Below are 16,333 nucleotides of genomic sequence, written 5' to 3'. Positions count from 1 at the left end.
CGACGCGGAACCGTCAGACCCCGCCGGCAAAATAAAAAGCAGGGGTCCCCTGGGCGGGGACCCCTGCGGAGCATCAGGCGACCATGCGTCAGGCAGCCGTCAGGCGGCCGGTGACGTCTCGGGCCGTCAGGCGCCCGCGGCGGCGCGGAGGGCGTCGGCGCGGTCCGTGCTCTCCCACGGCAGCTCGACGTCGGTGCGGCCGAAGTGGCCGTACGCGGCGGTCGGGGCGTAGATCGGGCGCAGCAGGTCCAGGTCGCGGATGATCGCGGCCGGGCGGAGGTCGAAGACCTCGCCGATCGCCTGCTGGATCTTGGTCGGGTCGACCGTCTCGGTGCCGAAGGTCTCCACGAACAGACCGACCGGCGCGGCCTTGCCGATGGCGTACGCCACCTGCACCTCGATGCGCGTGGCCAGACCGGCGGCCACCGCGTTCTTCGCCACCCAGCGCATCGCGTACGCCGCGGACCGGTCCACCTTCGACGGGTCCTTGCCGGAGAACGCGCCGCCGCCGTGGCGGGCCATGCCGCCGTAGGTGTCGACGATGATCTTGCGACCGGTCAGGCCGGCGTCACCCATCGGGCCGCCGATGACGAACCGGCCGGTCGGGTTGACCAGCAGCCGCACGTCGGAGGTGTCCAGGCCGAGCGCGTCGACCTCGGGGGCCACGACGTGCCGGCGGATGTCGACGCCGAGCAGCTTCTCCAGGTCGATGCCGTCCGCGTGCTGCGTGGACACCACGACGGTGTCCAGCCGCACCGGCTGGTCGCCCGCGTACTCGATGGTGACCTGGGTCTTGCCGTCGGGACGCAGGTACGGCACCGTGCCGTCCTTGCGGACCGCGGTCAGCCGCCGCGACAGCCGGTGCGCCAGCGCGATCGGCAGCGGCATCAGCTCGGGCGTGTCGGTGCAGGCGTAGCCGAACATGAGGCCCTGGTCGCCCGCGCCCTGCTTGGCGATCTCGTCCTCGGTGCCCTCGACCCGCTTCTCGAACGCGGTGTCCACGCCCTGCGCGATGTCGGGCGACTGCGAGCCGATGGCCACGTTCACGCCGCACGAGTAGCCGTCGAAGCCCTTGGCCGACGAGTCGTAGCCGATCTCGACGATCTTGTCCCGCACGATCGACGGGATGTCGGCGTAGGCCTCGGTGGTGACCTCGCCCGCCACGTGCACCTGGCCGGTGGTGACCATCGTCTCCACCGCGACGCGCGAGCGCGGGTCCTTCGCCAGCAGCGCGTCGAGGATCGAGTCGCTGATGGCGTCGCAGATCTTGTCCGGGTGCCCTTCGGTCACCGACTCACTGGTGAACAGCCTGCTGCTGTGCTGGCTCACGACACTCCCTAACTGTCCGATCTGCGAATGGTCTCAAGCTTACTGAGCGCTCGCGCGCGAAGGGTCCCGTTCGACGGCCGGGGCCACGGCGTCCCACAATGCGGACGCCAGCCGCGCCTTCGAGCCGTGCGGGATCGGGGTCTCCGCGCCGTCGGCGGACAGCAGCCAGCCGGCGTTGTCCTCGACCTCGAACGCGCGCCCGTCGCCGACGGCGTTGACGACGAGCCAGTCGCAGCCCTTGCGCTTGAGCTTCGCGCGACCGTACTCGAGCACGCCCGTCCCGGCGTCCCCCGTCTCGGCCGCGAACCCCACGACGACCTGGCCCGGCCGCCGCGCGGCGACCAGTTCGGCCAGGATGTCCGGGTTGCGGGTGAGCGCGACCGGGTCGGGGTCGCGCCCGGTCTTCTTGATCTTGTGCTGGACCAGGTCGACCGGCCGGAAGTCGGCGACGGCCGCGGCCATCACCACGACGTCGGCGGTGGCGGCGACGGTGTGCATCGCGTCACGCAGCTCCAACGCCGAGCCGACGCGCACGACGTCCACCCCGGCGGGCGCGGCCAGGTCCGCGGTGTGCGCGGCGACCAGCGTCACCCGCGCGCCGCGCTGGGCGGCGACCCTGGCCAGCGCGAAGCCCTGCCGGCCGGACGAGCGGTTGCCCAGGAAGCGCACCGGGTCGAGCGGCTCGCGCGTGCCGCCCGCCGACACGGCGACGTGCACGCCCTCCAGGTCGCGCGGCAGCGCGTCGGGGCGCGCCAGCAGCAACCGGGCCAGGTCGACGATCTCGGCGGGCTCGGGCAGCCTGCCCTTGCCGGTGTCCTTGCCGGTCAGCCTGCCGCTGGCCGGTTCGGCGACGATCACGCCGCGCGAGCGCAGCAGCGCGACGTTCGCCCGGGTCGCGGGGTGCTCCCACATCTCGGTGTGCATCGCCGGCACGAGCAGGACGGGGCAGCGGGCGGTCAGCAGCGTGTTGGTGAGCAGGTCGTCGGCCAGGCCGTGGGCGGCCTTCGCGATCAGGTTCGCCGTGGCGGGCGCGACGACGACCAGGTCGGCGTTCTGCCCCAGCTTCACGTGCGGCACCGACGGCACGTCCTCGAACACCCCGGTCTGCACGGGTTGACCGGACAGCGCCTCGAACGTGGCCGCGCCGACGAACTTCAGCGCGCCGTCCGTCGGCACGACGCGCACGGCGTGGCCGGACTCGGTGAGCCGGCGCAGCACCTCGCACGCCTTGTACGCGGCGATGCCCCCGCCCACCCCCAGGATGACGCTGGGGCGGTCGGGGGCGACGGCCTCGGTCACTCGCCCTCGGTGTGCTCGAGGAGACCCGCGTGGATCTCCCGGAGCGCGATCGACAGCGGCTTCTCGCGCGGGCCCGGCTCGACCAGCGGGCCGACGTACTCGAGCAGGCCCTCGCCGAGCTGCGCGTAGTAGTCGTTGATCTGGCGCGCGCGCTTGGCGGCGTAGATCACCAGCGCGTACTTCGAGCTGACCTGCTCCAGGAGGTCGTCGATCGGGGGGTTGGTGATGCCCTCCGGAGTACCCGAGAGCGGGCCCAGCTCGGTGTGCGTGGTCACTCGTCAACGCTCCTGCGGTTCAGGGGTGGGTCTGTGTCGTCATCGTGTCGAGACAACCGTCCCGTGCCTCGCGACGCGCGTGCTCACGCGTCGGGCACCGGGCCGACCACCAAGTTTAGCAAGCTCGCGGCGGCCGACTTCACGTCGTCGTTCACCACGACCTCGTCGAACTCCGGCTCGGCCGCCAGTTCCTCCCTGGCGATCTCCAGCCGGCGGGCGACCACGGCGGGGTCCTCGGTGCCGCGGCCGGTGAGCCGGCCGACCAGGTCCTCCCACGACGGCGGGGCCAGCATGACCAGCTGGGCCTCCGGCATCGCGACCCGGACCTGCCGGGCGCCCTGCAACTCGATCTCCAGCAGGGACGGCGTGCCGGCCGCCAGGGCCCGCTCGACCGGCTCCTTGGGCGTGCCGTAGCAGTTGCCCGCGAACTCGGCGTGCTCCAGGAGCTCGCCCCTGGCGACCATGTCGCGGAACTCGGCGCCGTCGACGAAGTGGTAGTGCACCCCGTCGACCTCGCCCGGCCTCGGCTTCCGCGTGGTCACCGAGACGCTGAAGTGGATCTCCGGTCCCATCCGGCGGAGCTCGGCCAGCACGCTGGACTTGCCCACGCCGGACGGGCCGGACAGAACGGTGAGGCGGGGCCGGGCGCGTGCGCCCGACCCCACCCCGGTGCCATCACTCACTCGCCGCTGAACTCGGTGAGCAGCGCCTTGCGCTGCCGCTCACCCAGGCCGCGCAGCCGACGGGACGGAGCGATCTCAAGGCGCTCCATGATCTGCTGCGCACGCACCTTGCCGACGCCCGGAAGCGCCTCGAGCAGCGCGGACACCTTCATCTTGCCAAGGACCTCGTCGCTCTCGGCGGCCTTCAGCACGTCGGTCAGGTTCGTGCCGCCACGCTTGAGGCGCTCCTTGAGCTCAGCCCGAGTGCGACGAGCGGCAGCAGCCTTCTCCAGCGCTGCGGCCCGCTGCTCCTCGGTAAGCTGGGGAAGGGCCACGATTTCCTCCGTGGTGTGGGAATTTCAATTCTGGATCGGTGCCGCGACCGTACCGAGCGCAATTGCCTGGGTACAACGTGGGTCCCAGTCAGGTGAATCTTTCAGCGCTGGAGTGGTTGCGGCGGGTGGTAGTAGTACCAACACCCACCAACAAGCCCATCACCGCCACCGGTAACGCCTTGCGCACGCCGTGTGTGGTATGCGCTCGATGGGTGATGGACCCGTCGGTGGCCAGGACCGTACCAGGGAACGTTTGCGCAGGTGAGCGGACCACGTGAAGCGTGTCGCGATTTGATCGTGATCACATCTCCAGGGAGCGCCGCACGGCGTCCGCCGCCGACCGCAACTTTGCGGCTTCGGGGCCGTGCCTGAGCACGTCCCGGGAGGACGTCGGGAGCACTCCGCGCAGCTCCGCGCCGAAGAGCGCGCGCAGGTCGGCGACCGTTGCGCCCTGAGCCCCGAAACCCGGCGCGAGGACGTATCCGTGCAGGTCAGAGAGGTCCAACCGGTGATCGCCGACGGTCGCGCCGACCACCAGGCCGACGTCGCCGAGCGGCTCGACACCGGCGTTCGCGCGGGCCGCGGCGTCCACGATCGACTGCGCCACGGAACGCCCGTCGGGCCCCACCGCGCGCTGCACGGAGGCCCCCTCCGGATTCGAAGTCAACGCGAGCACGAATATTCCGCGACCGCTCGCGGCGGCGGCTTCCAGCGCCGGGCCGAGCGATCCGAAGCCGAGGTACGGCGACGCGGTGACCGCGTCGCCGGCCAACGGGGAGCCCTCGGTGAGGTAGGCCGCGGCGTACGCGGCCATGGTGGAGCCGATGTCGCCGCGCTTCGCGTCCACCAGCACCAGCGTGCCGCTGTCCCTGAGGTCCGCCACGACGCGTTCCAGCACCGCCACGCCCCGTGACCCGTGCGCCTCGAAGAAGGCCGCCTGCGGCTTCACCAGCGCCACGTGGCCGCCGAACGCCTCCACGCACGTCAGCGCGAACCGCTCCAGCCCCGCGGCGTCCTGGGAGAGGCCCCAGGACGCCAGCAGGCCGGGGTGCGGGTCGATGCCCACGCACAGGGGGCCGTGCTCGGCGACGGCCTTCGCCATCCGTGCCCCGAACCGCTGGGTCTCCCCCATCACGCGTCCCCCCTCAGGGCCGCTTGGAGGGCCTGGAGGGGCCGCACGCCGATGTCGCCGCGGATGGCGGCCTCGATGCCGTGCACGGCCGCCGCCGCGCCCTGGATCGTGGTCACGCACGGGATGTCCTTGGCCACGGCGGCGGTGCGGATCTCGTAGCCGTCGACGCGCGGCCCGTTGTTGCCGTACGGGGTGTTGATGATCATGTCGACGGTGCCCGCGAGGATGGCGTCCACGATGTTGTCGGCGCCCTCGAAGTGCTTGCGCACGATCGTGCAGGGAATGCCGTTGCGGCGCAGCACCTCGGCCGTCCCGGCGGTGGCCAGCACCTCGAAGCCCAGGTCGGCGAGCCTCTTGACCGGGAAGATCATGGCCCGCTTGTCCCGGTTGGCCACCGACACGAACACCCGGCCCGACGTGGGCAGGGAGCCGTAGGAGGCGGTCTGGGACTTGGCGTAGGCCATGCCGAACGACACGTCGATGCCCATGACCTCGCCGGTCGACTTCATCTCCGGGCCGAGCAGCGAGTCGACGCCCTTGCCCTCCGGCGTGCGGAACCGGTGGAACGGGAGCACGGCTTCCTTGACCGCGACCGGGGCGTGCGGCGGCAGCTTCGCGCCGTCGCCCGTCTTGGGCAGCATCCCCTCGGCCCGCAGCTGGGCCACGGTGGCGCCGAGCATGATCCGGGCCGCGGCCTTGGCCAGCGGCACGGCCGTGGCCTTGGAGACGAACGGCACGGTGCGCGAGGCGCGCGGGTTGGCCTCCAGGACGTACAGCACGTCGTCCTTCAGCGCGTACTGCACGTTGAGCAGGCCGCGCACGCCGATGCCCTCGGCGATGGCCAGCGTGGACCGCCGGACCGCCTCGACGTCGGACTCGCCGAGCGTGATCGGGGGCAGGGCGCACGCCGAGTCGCCGGAGTGCACGCCGGCCTCCTCGATGTGTTCCATCACACCCCCGATGAACACCTCGTTGCCGTCGTAGAGGGCGTCCACGTCGATCTCGATGGCGTCGTCGAGGAACCGGTCGACCAGCACCGGGTGCTCCGGGCTGACCTCGGTGGCGCGCTGGATGTAGCCCTGGAGGGTCTCCTCGTCGTAGACGATCTCCATGCCACGACCGCCGAGCACGTACGAGGGCCGCACCAGCACCGGGTAGCCGATCTCGTCGGCGATGGCCTTGGCCTGCGCGAACGAGGTGGCCATGCCGTACTTCGGCGCGGGCAGGCCGGCGTCGGCGAGGACCTGGCCGAACGCGCCGCGCTCCTCGGCGAGGTGGATGGCGTGCGGCGGGGTGCCCACGACCGGCACGCCCGCGTCCGCGAGCCGCTGCGCGAGGCCGAGCGGGGTCTGGCCGCCGAGCTGCACGATGACGCCCACGACCGTGCCGGAGCGCTGCTCGGAGTGGAACACCTCCAGCACGTCCTCGAACGTCAGCGGCTCGAAGTACAGCCGGTCCGAGGTGTCGTAGTCGGTGGAGACCGTCTCCGGGTTGCAGTTGACCATCACCGTCTCGTACCCGGCCTCGCGCAGCGCCATGGCCGCGTGCACGCACGAGTAGTCGAACTCGATGCCCTGCCCGATCCGGTTCGGGCCCGAGCCGAGGATCAGCACCTTCGGCTTGTCCGGCTGCCCGGTCACCTCGGTCTCGGCGTCGGGGTCCAGCTCGTAGGCCGAGTAGTGGTACGGCGTCCTGGCGGCGAACTCGGCGGCGCACGTGTCGACCGTCTTGAACACCGGCCGCACCGCCAGCCGGTGGCGCAGCGAGCGGACGCCGTCCTCGCCGGCCAGCTCCGGGCGCAGCGCGGCGACCTGCCGGTCCGACAGGCCCGCCCGCTTGGCCTTGCGCAGCAGGCGCTCGTCCAGCACCGGCGCGTCCTCGATCTCGGCACGCAGGTCGACCAGCCAGGCCAGCTGCTCGATGAACCACGGGTCGATCCGCGACGCCTCGTGGACCTGCTCGATCGTCGCGCCGAGGCGCAGCGCGCGATCCACCGTGTACAGGCGGCCGTCGTGGCCCTTGCGCAGGGCGTCCAGAGTGGACTCCAGCGAGTCGGCGGGGTCCGGCACCGTCCAGAAGCCGCCGGCCTTGGTCTCCATGGAGCGCAACGCCTTGCCGAGCGCCTCGATGAAGCTGCGGCCGATGGACATCGCCTCGCCCACCGACTTCATGGTCGTGGTGAGCGTGCTGTCCGCGCCCGGGAACTTCTCGAACGCGAACCTCGGCACCTTCACCACGACGTAGTCCAGCGTCGGTTCGAAACTGGCCGGCGTTTCCCCGGTGATGTCGTTCTGGATCTCGTCCAGCGTGTAGCCGATGGCGAGTTTCGCGGCGATCTTGGCGATCGGGAAACCGGTCGCTTTCGACGCCAGAGCCGACGAACGGGACACGCGCGGGTTCATTTCGATGACGACCATGCGGCCGTTGCCGGGGTGGATGGCGAACTGGATGTTGCAGCCGCCGGTGTCCACCCCGACCTCGCGGATGACCGCGATGCCGACGTCGCGCATGTGCTGGTACTCGCGGTCGGTGAGCGTCATCGCCGGCGCCACGGTCACCGAGTCACCGGTGTGCACGCCCATCGGGTCGATGTTCTCGATGGAGCAGACGACGACCACGTTGTCGTTGCGGTCGCGCATCAGCTCGAGCTCGTACTCCTTCCAGCCGAGCACGCTCTCCTCGATCAGCACCTCGGTGACCGGGGACTCGGCCAGGCCGCTCGCGGCCAGCCGCTCCAGCTCCTCGGGGGTGTGCGCCATGCCCGAGCCGAGGCCGCCCATGGTGAACGACGGCCGGATGACGACCGGCAGGCCCAGGTCGGCCACGGTCGCGCGGACGTCCTCCATGGTCTTGCAGACCGCGCTGCGCGGCACGTCCGCGCCGATCTTGCGGACCAGGTCCTTGAAGATCTGCCGGTCCTCGCCGCGCTCGATGGCGTCGATGTCCGCGCCGATCAGCTCGACGTTGTACTTCTCCAGCACACCGCGCTCGTGCAGCGCGATGGCGGTGTTCAGCGCGGTCTGGCCGCCCAGCGTGGCCAGGATGGCGTCCGGCCGCTCGGCCGCGATGACCTTCTCGACGAACTCCGGGGTGATCGGCTCGACGTAGGTGGCGTCGGCGAACTCGGGGTCCGTCATGATCGTCGCCGGGTTCGAGTTGACGAGGGAGACCCGCAGGCCCTCCTCGCGCAGCACCCGGCACGCCTGGGTGCCCGAGTAGTCGAACTCGCAGGCCTGGCCGATGACGATCGGGCCGGAGCCGATGACCAGCACGTGCTTGAGATCAGTCCTCTTCGGCATGGTCAGCGGCCCTCGCTCATCATCGTCACGAACTCGTCGAACAGCGGGGCGGCGTCGTGCGGACCCGCCGCCGCCTCCGGGTGGTACTGCACGCTGAACGCGGGCACTTCCAGGGCGCGGACGCCTTCGACCGTGCCGTCGTTGGGGCAGTAGTGGCTCAGCAGCACGCGCCCGAAGTCGGAGGCGAACTCCTCGCCCGGCTCGCCCTCCAGCGCGAACCCGTGGTTCTGCGCGGTGATCGCCACCTTGCCGGTCGCCACGTCGATCACCGGGATGTTGATGCCCCGGTGGCCGTAGCGCATCTTGTAGGTGTCGCGGCCGAGCGCGCGGCCGAGGATCTGGTTGCCGAAGCAGATGCCGAACAGCGGGATCCGCCGGTCCAGCACGCCGCGGGTCAGCTCGACCGCGTGCGCCTGGGTCGCCGGGTCGCCGGGGCCGTTGGACAGGAACACGCCGTCGGGCTTGACCGCGACCAGGTCGTCCACGGTCGAGGTGAGCGGCAGGACGTGCACCTCGATGCCGCGGGCGGCCATCATCCGCGGCGTGTTGGACTTGATGCCCAGGTCCAGCGCGGCCACGGTGAAGCGGCGCTCGCCGACGGCATCGACCACGTACGGCTCGGGCGTGGTCACGTCGCCCGCGAGGTCCGCGCCCACCATGGGCGGCGCGCTGCGGACCCGCTCCAGCATCTCCTCGACGCTGCCGAGGTCGTCGCCGGAGAACACGCCCGCACGCATCGCGCCCTGTTCGCGCAGGTGGCGGGTCAGCATCCGGGTGTCGATGCCCGAGACGCCGACGACGCCCTGGTCGACCAGCGCGTCGTCCAGGCTGCGCGTGGAGCGCCAGTTGGACGGCACGCGGGCCGGGTCGCGCACCACGTAGCCGGAGACCCAGATGCGGCTCGACTCGTCGTCCTCGTCGTTCCAGCCGGTGTTGCCGATCTGCGGCGCCGTCTGCACCACGATCTGGCGGTGGTAGGACGGGTCGGTCAGGGTCTCCTGGTAGCCGGTCATGCCGGTGGAGAACACCACCTCGCCGAGGCTCGCCCCGACCGCGCCGTAGGCCTCACCGCGGAACACGCGGCCGTCTTCCAGCACCAGTGCCGCGTTCGTCATGAGTCGCCTCCCAGCGCTTGCACCCACTGCTCGTACACGTCCTTGTCGTCCCCCCGGAACCCGGTGTCGAACACCCGGTCGCCGAGGTGCCAGCGCACGACCAGCAGGCCGTCCGCCGTCATCACCTTGCCCGCGAGGCCGCGCGCCGTGCGGGCCCCGTCCACCCGTTCCACCGGGATCCACAGCGCGCTCGCGCCGGAGCGCTCCACCAGCACGCCGTTCTCGGTGAGCTTGAGGGTCGCCTCGGCGCGGTGGCCGATGTCGCCGACCGCGACCCGGTCCTGCCAGTCGTCGCCGATGGTGGTGCCGACGTACACGCCGGTCGTCTCCAGCATCGTCGCGCCGGTCTCGGCGGGCGGCCGAGGGAACTCCGGCAGCACCTCGGCCTGCCGGCGGGCGCGGCGCTGCCAGCCGCGCCACATGCCGTACAGGCACAGCAGGAAGATCGCCAGCACGGCCAGCGACAGCAGCACGCGAGTCATTCCGCGATCCTTCCGCCGAGCGCCGTCACGCGCCCGCGCAGCAGCGTCGCCACCACCGCGCCGGGCAGCTCCATGCCCTCGAACGGCGTGTTGGCCGCGATGCTGGCGAACTCCGCGCCGCGCACCGTCCAGGTGGCGTCCGGGTCGACCAGGGCGAGGTTGGCGGGCTCGCCGACCTCGATCGGCCGGCCCTGGTCGGGCAGGCCCGCGATCTCGGCGGGCCGCTCGCTCATCACCCGCGCCACGCCGCGCCAGTCCAGCAGCCCGGTCCTGACCATGGTCTCCACCACGATCGACAGCGCGGTCTGCAGGCCGAGCATGCCGGGCCGGGCGGCGGACCACTCGGTGTCCTTGTCCTGCACGGCGTGCGGCGCGTGGTCGGTGGCCACGCAGTCGATGACGCCCTCGGCCAGCGCCTCGCGCAGCACCCGCACGTCGGCCGCGGTGCGCAGCGGCGGGTTGACCTTGTTCACCGGGTCGTAGGTCGCCAGCCGCTCGTCGGTCAGCAGCAGGTGGTGCGGCGTGACCTCGGCGGAGACCTCCGTGCCCCGGGCCTTGGCCCACCTGAGCACGTCGGCCGTGCCGGTGGTGGAGACGTGACAGACGTGCAGCCGGGCGCCCGCGTGCAGCGCCAGCAGGCAGTCCCGGGCCACGATCGACTCCTCGGCGGCGGCCGGCCAGCCCGGCAACCCCAGCCGCGACGCCTGCTCGCCCTCGTGCGCCTGCGCGCCCACGGTCAGCCGGGGCTCCTCCGCGTGCTGCGCGACGACCACGTCCAGCGCCTTGCTGTACTCCAGCGCGCGTCGCATGATCAGCGGGTCGTGCACGCAGTGGCCGTCGTCGGAGAACACCCGGACGCCCGCCTTCGCCATCGTGCCCAGCTCGGCGAGCTTCACGCCCTCCAGGCCGACGGTGACCGCGCCGACCGGGTGCACGTCGACCAGGCCGACCTCGCGCCCGCGCCGGGCGACGTGCTGGACGACGACCTCGTTGTCCGCGACCGGGCTCGTGTTGGCCATGGCGAACACCGCCGTGTAGCCGCCCAGCGCGGCGGCGGCCGAGCCGGTGGCGATGGTCTCGGTGTCCTCGCGGCCGGGTTCGCGCAGGTGGGTGTGCAGGTCGACGAAGCCGGGCAGCAGGATCGCGCCGTCGCCCTCGACCACTTCCGCGTCTTCTGCTTCGACGGACCCGATCGCGGCGATCACGCCGTCGCGGACCAGCACGTCAACCGGGTCACCTTCGCCGTACGGTCGTACTCCCTTGAGGATCAAGGGCTTCACGCGGTCTCCTCCTCGTGGGCAAGCAGGTGGTAGAGCACGGCCATGCGCACGTGCACGCCGTTGCGCACCTGGTCGGTGATCGCCGCGCGGGGCGAGTCGGCGACCGCCGAGGCGATCTCCATGCCGCGCAGCATCGGGCCGGGGTGCAGCACGACGGCGTGCTCGGGCAGCAGCTTGAGCCGCCGCTCGCTCAGGCCGTAGGCGATCGAGTACTCGCGGGCCGACGGGAAGAACCCCCCGTGCATGCGCTCGGCCTGGACCCTCAGCAGCATCACGGCGTCGAGGCTGGGCAGCTCGGCGTCCAGCTCGTGCGAGACGGTGAGTGCGCCTCCGCCGCCGGCGGGCGAGGGAACCCCCCAGTTCGCCACCCCGACCGGCAGCAGGGTCGGCGGCGCGACGAGCGTCACGTCCGCGCCCAGCGCGGTGAGCAGGTGCACGTTGGACCGGGCGACCCGGCTGTGCAGCACGTCGCCGACGATGGCGATCCGGCGGTCGCGCAGGTCGCCGAGCCGTTCCCGCAGGGTGGCCGCGTCGAGCAGGGCCTGGGTGGGGTGCTCGTGCATGCCGTCGCCCGCGTTGACCACCGACGTGCCCGCCTCGCGCAGCCAGCCCGCCAGCCGGTGCGCCGCGCCGGACGCCGGGTGCCGCACGATGACGCAGTCCGCGCCGGCCGCGGCCAGGGTCAGCGCGGTGTCGCGCAACGACTCGCCCTTGCCCACGCTGGAGCCCGACGACGAGACGTTCACCACATCCGCGCTCATCCACTTGCCCGCGATCTCGAAGCTGACGCGCGTGCGGGTGGAGTTCTCGTAGAACATCGTGATGACCGTGCGACCGCGCAGCGTCGGCAGTTTGCGCACTTCACGGCCTTCGAGGGCCTGCTTGAGGTTCGCCGCGGTGTCCAGGATGGCGGTCGCCTGCGCCGGGTCGATGCCCTCGGTGGTGAGCAGGTGCTTCACCGCAGCACCACCCCGTCGCGCTGGTCGAACTCCTCCAGCAGCACGTGGACCTCCTCGGTGCGGGCCGTGGGCACGTTCTTGCCCACGTAGTCCGCGCGGATCGGCAGCTCGCGGTGGCCCCGGTCGACCAGCACGGCCAGCTGCACGGCGCGCGGGCGGCCGTGGTCGCGCAGGGCGTCGAGCGCGGCGCGGATCGTGCGACCGGAGAACAGCACGTCGTCCACCAGGACCACGAGCTTGTCGTCGACGCCGCCCTCGGGCAGCTTGGTCGCCTCCAGCGGGCGGGTGGGCCCTCGGCGCAGGTCGTCCCGGTAGAGGGTCACGTCCAGCGTGCCGGTGGGCACCTCGACGCCCGAGAACTCGGCGATCCGCACGGCCAGCCGGCGGGCCAGCGGCGCTCCCCGGCTCGGAATCCCCATCAGGACTACCGCGGGTGCGCTCGGTGCATCAAGAGCGGTCTTCTCGATGATCTGATGGGCCATTCGGGCGACGGTGCGCGCGACGTCGCCGGCCGACAGGAGCTCTCGCTCCCCGGCCGGGTCCGTCGCGCCACGTTGACGTGGCGCCACGGTTGGACCTCCTTCCCCGCCTCGCTGGACGGGTCCTTAAAGGACGTCGGACACCCGGCTGCGACCGGGCTGACCAGCACCGTATCAGGCGAGCGCGGTCAATCTTCCGGGTGGTGTGCGTGGTCTCGCCCACCTGTCCCAACGAGATCAGCTTGACCTGGTGACCACGGAGAGCAATCATTACTCTGCGTATTGATCTAAGCCTCCCCGCGGCAGTCCCCTACCGGCTGACGGGGCGAATGAACGGAGAACCGCCACATGGGCGACTACGCCAAGGCGCTGGGGGCAAAGCTCCGCGCGATCCGCCAGCAGCAGGGCTTGTCTTTGCACGGCGTCGAGCAGAAGTCCGGCGGTCGCTGGAAGGCCGTGGTCGTCGGCTCGTACGAACGCGGCGACCGCGCCGTGACCGTGCAGAAGCTCGCCGAGCTGGCCGACTTCTACGGCGTCCCGGTGGCCGAGCTGCTGCCGGAAGGTCGGGTGCCGTCCGGCGCGGAACCCGCCACGAAGATCGTCATCAACCTGGAACGGCTGCAACAGCTGCCGGCGGAGAAGGTCGGGCCGCTCGCGCGGTACGCGGCCACCATCCAGAGCCAGCGCGGCGACTACAACGGCAAGGTGCTGTCCATCCGGACCGAGGACCTGCGCTCGCTGGCGATCATCTACGACATGACGCCCGGCGAGCTGACCGAGCAGCTCATCGACTGGGGCGTGCTGCCTCCCGAGGCCCGTCCGGCCAAGGAGGACTGAGCACGCGGAAAAGGGCCACCCGGCGGTTCGCCAACGGGTGGCCCTTCCGGCCTGCTCGGCGGCAGGCACTGGGACGTGCGGTGTGGCTGGAGCGCCGCGGGTGGCTAGAGCACGGCCCGGAGCTGGTCGGCGATGACCGCGATCCGGCCGAGCACGCCGTTGACGAACCGCGGCGAGTCGTCCGTGGACAGGCCCTTGGCCAGCTCGACCGCCTCGTCGATCGCGACCGCGTCCGGCACGTCGGCGGCCCACAGCAGCTCGTAGAGCCCGATCCGCAGCACCGCGCGGTCGACCGCCGGCATGCGCTGCAGCGTCCAGCCCTCCGCGTGCTCGGAGATCAGGTCGTCGATGCGCGCGCGGTGCGCCGTGACGCCTTCCACCAGGACGATCGTGTAGTCGTTCACCGGCGGCACGTCCGTCGAACCGACCCGGTCCGCGAGCAGCGTGACCGGGTCGGCGCCCCGCAGGTCGGCCTCGTAGAGGACGTCCAGCGCGCGTTTGCGGGCCTTGCTCCGTGCGCCCATCTCAGCCGTTCACGCGGCCCAGGTAACGGCCGTCGCGGGTGTCGACCTTGATCTTCTCGCCGGTCGTGACGAACAGCGGCACCTGGATCTCCGCGCCGGTCTCCAGCGTGGCGGGCTTGGTGCCGCCGGTGGAGCGGTCGCCCTGCAGGCCCGGGTCGGTGTGCTGGATCACGAGCTCGACCGAGGTCGGGAGCTCGACGTAGAGCGCGACGCCCTCGTGCATGGCGACGACCGCTTCCTGGTTCTCCAGCATGTAGTTCGCCGCGTCGCCGACCGTCTCGGCCGGGATGCTGATCTGGTCGTAGGTGTCGCCGTCCATGAAGACGAAGTCGGCGCCGTCCTTGTACAGGTAGGTCATGCCGCGCTTGTCGACGGTGGCCGTCTCGACCTTGGTGCCCGCGTTGAAGGTCTTGTCCACGACCTTGCCGGACAGGACGTGCTTCAACGTGGTGCGCACGAAGGCGCCGCCCTTGCCCGGCTTCACGTGCTGGAACGCGGTGACGGTCCACAGCTGGCCGTCGAGGTTCAGCACCAGGCCGTTCTTCAGGTCGTTGGTGGTGGCCACGGTGGTGGGCTCTCCTGTTGCGTGAGTGGAGGACGACGTCGGCTCGGCCGACGAATCCGATTCCAGGCGATCCGACTTCAGATGACCACGAGCTCCTTCGTGGTCAGGGTGAGGAGCTCCGGGGCGCCTTCGCGCACCACGAGCGTGTCCTCGATGCGGACACCACCCTTCCCGGCCAGGTACACACCGGGCTCGACGGTGACCGCCATACCGGGCAGAAGTGTACCGTCACCCGCCTTCGACAGCGCTGGAGCCTCGTGGATCTGCAGGCCGACGCCGTGGCCGAGGCCGTGCAGGAACTCGTCGCCGTGCCCCGCCTCCTCGATCACGCCGCGCGCCGCCGCGTCCACGTCCGCGAACGGCGTGCCGACCGCCAGCGCGGCCCGGCCCGCCGCCTGCGAGGCCGCGACCAGGTGGTACAGCTCGCGCTGCCAGTCCGCGGCCCGGCCGACGACCAGGGTGCGGGTCATGTCGGAGTGGTAGCCGTCGACCAGCGCGCCGAAGTCCAGCTTCACGAAGTCGCCGTCGCGGACCAGGGCGTCGGTCGGCCGGTGGTGCGGCACGGCCGAGTTGGCGCCCGTCGCCACGATCGACTCGAATGACGGGCCCGCCGCGCCGTGGTCGAGCATGCGGCTCTCCAGCTCGCGGGCGATCTCCCTCTCGCTGCGGCCCGGCCGCAGGCCACCGTGCTCGACGAGGCCGGCCAGCGCTCGGTCGGCCGCCGCGCACGCCATCCGCAGGGCCTCGACCTCGGCGTCGTCCTTGACCAGCCGCAGTCGTTCGACCAGGTCGGCGGCGGGCGCCAGCTCGGCGCCGTCGGCCGCGGCCGTGAGCTGGTCCAGGCCGTCCACGGTCACGTGGCGGCTCTCGAACCCGACCCGGCCCGCGCCCGCCTTCGCCGCCCGCTCGACCAGCACCGCGTCGCACGGCCGGTCGATGACCCGCTCCAGGTCCGGCACCTGCGCGGCGGCCTGGGTGAGGTACCGGCCGTCGGTGCAGAACACCGTCGCGTCCTCGGAGTCGGCGTGCACGAGCAGCGCCGCGTTCGAGCCCGTGAACCCGGTGAGGTAGCGGACGTTGAGCAGGTTCGTCACCAGCAGCGCGTCGAGCTCCCGGTCCCGGAGCGTGGCGCGCAGGGCGGCGCGGCGAGTGGAGTGCGGCATGTCAGCAGCGTAAGGCCCGGTGGACCACCTCACCGTGCCACTCGATCGGGTGAACCGTGCTGAATCGTGCGACAGTCGTGTGACGGACAGTGCGGGCCCGGTGGGTGCTATGACGGGCTGTCGGTCCGACTTAGGGTGGGACGCATGCGCGCGTGGCTGGTCCGAGGGTTCTGGCTGGGTCTGTTCCACGGCGGGGTGCAGACCGGCACCTCGGCGGTGAGCGTCCACAGCCCGGAGGCCGCCTCGTCCACCCGGTACATCGCGATCGGGCTGGTGGTCGTGATCGGGGTGTTGTGGGGCGCGTTGGACGCGTGGCGGCAGCTCGAGGGGCGCGGCATGGTGTGGTTCGTCGCGGCGCTGGTGGCCGGGCCGCTGGCCGGGGTCGCGGGGGTGGCCGGGCGGTCGCTGGTCGACCAGACGGGGCTCGAATCGCTCGGGGCGGCGCTGACCGGGGGCGCGGCGTTCACCGCGTTGCTGGTGATGGCGACGGCGGCGGTCGGGATGGGCCTCGGCAACGCCATGCCCCAGCCGGACGGCTCGCGGCAGGCCGACGGGTCGCGCTAGCCCGGCGGGTCTCAGCTGATCAAGGCTCGCGGGA

At 71.8% G+C, this 16,333-nt stretch carries 17 protein-coding genes; 2 read left to right on the top strand and 15 right to left on the bottom strand.

Translation table 11 applies throughout. The features are described from left to right. Positions 1-126: 126 nt before the first annotated feature. From metK to pyrR, 12 genes are all read right to left on the bottom strand, one after another. Positions 127-1,329, bottom strand: a complete 1,203-nt coding sequence (metK, locus tag AB0H12_RS28325; RefSeq protein WP_230569190.1) for a methionine adenosyltransferase — start codon at positions 1,327-1,329, stop codon at positions 127-129. 39 nt (positions 1,330-1,368) lie between these two features. Then, complete coding sequence (coaBC, locus tag AB0H12_RS28320) at positions 1,369-2,628, bottom strand: bifunctional phosphopantothenoylcysteine decarboxylase/phosphopantothenate--cysteine ligase CoaBC (protein ID WP_499626830.1); 1,260 nt, start codon at positions 2,626-2,628, stop codon at positions 1,369-1,371. Continuing rightward, the gene (rpoZ, locus tag AB0H12_RS28315; protein WP_053721631.1) at positions 2,625-2,903 is read right to left on the bottom strand and encodes a DNA-directed RNA polymerase subunit omega; all 279 of its coding nucleotides are present in this window, start codon (positions 2,901-2,903) and stop codon (positions 2,625-2,627) included. The genes coaBC and rpoZ overlap by 4 nt, the downstream gene beginning before the upstream one ends. 83 nt (positions 2,904-2,986) lie before the next feature. Continuing rightward, positions 2,987-3,586 (bottom strand): guanylate kinase, encoded by a 600-nt coding sequence (gene gmk / locus AB0H12_RS28310; protein ID WP_499626829.1) that lies wholly within the window; start codon positions 3,584-3,586, stop codon positions 2,987-2,989. Continuing rightward, entirely contained in the window at positions 3,583-3,900 is a 318-nt protein-coding gene (gene mihF / locus AB0H12_RS28305; protein WP_077005726.1) for an integration host factor, actinobacterial type, read from the bottom strand. The genes gmk and mihF overlap by 4 nt, the downstream gene beginning before the upstream one ends. A gap of 301 nt (positions 3,901-4,201) precedes the next feature. Then, positions 4,202-5,032: an orotidine-5'-phosphate decarboxylase gene (pyrF, locus tag AB0H12_RS28300; protein WP_499626827.1), complete on the bottom strand. Its 831-nt coding sequence runs from the start codon at positions 5,030-5,032 to the stop codon at positions 4,202-4,204. After that, positions 5,032-8,331 (bottom strand): carbamoyl-phosphate synthase large subunit, encoded by a 3,300-nt coding sequence (gene carB, locus AB0H12_RS28295; protein ID WP_499626825.1) that lies wholly within the window; start codon positions 8,329-8,331, stop codon positions 5,032-5,034. Before carB ends, pyrF begins: the two co-directional genes overlap by 1 nt. Positions 8,332-8,333: 2 nt before the next feature. Then, a complete protein-coding gene (gene carA, locus AB0H12_RS28290; RefSeq protein WP_499626823.1) occupies positions 8,334-9,446 on the bottom strand; it encodes a glutamine-hydrolyzing carbamoyl-phosphate synthase small subunit in 1,113 nt (370 codons plus the stop codon). Next, positions 9,443-9,928, bottom strand: coding sequence for a PH-like domain-containing protein (locus tag AB0H12_RS28285; RefSeq protein WP_499626821.1), 486 nt, complete (start codon positions 9,926-9,928; stop codon positions 9,443-9,445). Before AB0H12_RS28285 ends, carA begins: the two co-directional genes overlap by 4 nt. Then, positions 9,925-11,208, bottom strand: coding sequence for a dihydroorotase (locus AB0H12_RS28280; protein WP_499626819.1), 1,284 nt, complete (start codon positions 11,206-11,208; stop codon positions 9,925-9,927). Before AB0H12_RS28280 ends, AB0H12_RS28285 begins: the two co-directional genes overlap by 4 nt. Next, on the bottom strand, positions 11,205-12,167 hold the full coding sequence (locus AB0H12_RS28275) for an aspartate carbamoyltransferase catalytic subunit (RefSeq protein WP_499626817.1): 963 nt from the start codon (positions 12,165-12,167) through the stop codon (positions 11,205-11,207). Before AB0H12_RS28275 ends, AB0H12_RS28280 begins: the two co-directional genes overlap by 4 nt. Then, entirely contained in the window at positions 12,164-12,736 is a 573-nt protein-coding gene (pyrR, locus tag AB0H12_RS28270; protein ID WP_308257257.1) for a bifunctional pyr operon transcriptional regulator/uracil phosphoribosyltransferase PyrR, read from the bottom strand. Before pyrR ends, AB0H12_RS28275 begins: the two co-directional genes overlap by 4 nt. Before the next feature lie 258 nt (positions 12,737-12,994). Here pyrR and bldD point away from each other — a divergent pair, with 258 nt between their 5' ends. After that, a complete protein-coding gene (bldD, locus tag AB0H12_RS28265) occupies positions 12,995-13,483 on the top strand; it encodes a transcriptional regulator BldD (RefSeq protein WP_015103676.1) in 489 nt (162 codons plus the stop codon). A 104-nt stretch (positions 13,484-13,587) separates the two neighbouring features. On the opposite strand, the gene nusB is transcribed toward bldD, so the two are convergent. The 3 genes from nusB to AB0H12_RS28250 all read right to left on the bottom strand — a co-directional run bounded on the left by nusB (position 13,588) and on the right by AB0H12_RS28250 (position 15,735). After that, positions 13,588-14,007 carry a transcription antitermination factor NusB gene (gene nusB / locus AB0H12_RS28260; protein WP_053721638.1) on the bottom strand — a complete coding sequence of 140 codons (420 nt, stop codon included), beginning with the start codon at positions 14,005-14,007 and terminating at the stop codon, positions 13,588-13,590. A 1-nt stretch (position 14,008) separates the two neighbouring features. Next, the gene (gene efp, locus AB0H12_RS28255; protein WP_498779860.1) at positions 14,009-14,572 is read right to left on the bottom strand and encodes an elongation factor P; all 564 of its coding nucleotides are present in this window, start codon (positions 14,570-14,572) and stop codon (positions 14,009-14,011) included. Between the two features lie 77 nt (positions 14,573-14,649). Then, positions 14,650-15,735: a M24 family metallopeptidase gene (locus AB0H12_RS28250; RefSeq protein WP_499626815.1), complete on the bottom strand. Its 1,086-nt coding sequence runs from the start codon at positions 15,733-15,735 to the stop codon at positions 14,650-14,652. Positions 15,736-15,879: 144 nt separating this feature from the next. Here AB0H12_RS28250 and AB0H12_RS28245 point away from each other — a divergent pair, with 144 nt between their 5' ends. Further along, the gene (locus AB0H12_RS28245) at positions 15,880-16,299 is read left to right on the top strand and encodes a B-4DMT family transporter (protein WP_499626813.1); all 420 of its coding nucleotides are present in this window, start codon (positions 15,880-15,882) and stop codon (positions 16,297-16,299) included. Positions 16,300-16,333: the final 34 nt, after the last annotated feature.

Source organism: Actinosynnema sp. NPDC023794 (genome assembly GCF_040639675.1).
Classification (GTDB): domain Bacteria; phylum Actinomycetota; class Actinomycetes; order Mycobacteriales; family Pseudonocardiaceae; genus Actinosynnema; species Actinosynnema luteola.
Note: the sequence above shows the minus strand (reverse complement) of the source record. Positions and strands in the feature narration are given on the sequence as shown.

What these genes read in the sequence shown, in the direction of transcription:
- pyrF (WP_499626827.1), bottom strand. Translation starts at nt 5,032, where the DNA reads ATGGGGGAGACCCAGCGGTTCGGGGCACGGATGGCGAAGGCCGTCGCC.
- carB (WP_499626825.1), bottom strand. Translation starts at nt 8,331, where the DNA reads ATGCCGAAGAGGACTGATCTCAAGCACGTGCTGGTCATCGGCTCCGGC.
- carA (WP_499626823.1), bottom strand. Translation starts at nt 9,446, where the DNA reads ATGACGAACGCGGCACTGGTGCTGGAAGACGGCCGCGTGTTCCGCGGT.
- AB0H12_RS28285 (WP_499626821.1), bottom strand. Translation starts at nt 9,928, where the DNA reads ATGACTCGCGTGCTGCTGTCGCTGGCCGTGCTGGCGATCTTCCTGCTG.
- bldD (WP_015103676.1), top strand. Translation starts at nt 12,995, where the DNA reads ATGGGCGACTACGCCAAGGCGCTGGGGGCAAAGCTCCGCGCGATCCGC.
- nusB (WP_053721638.1), bottom strand. Translation starts at nt 14,007, where the DNA reads ATGGGCGCACGGAGCAAGGCCCGCAAACGCGCGCTGGACGTCCTCTAC.
- AB0H12_RS28250 (WP_499626815.1), bottom strand. Translation starts at nt 15,735, where the DNA reads ATGCCGCACTCCACTCGCCGCGCCGCCCTGCGCGCCACGCTCCGGGAC.
- AB0H12_RS28245 (WP_499626813.1), top strand. Translation starts at nt 15,880, where the DNA reads ATGCGCGCGTGGCTGGTCCGAGGGTTCTGGCTGGGTCTGTTCCACGGC.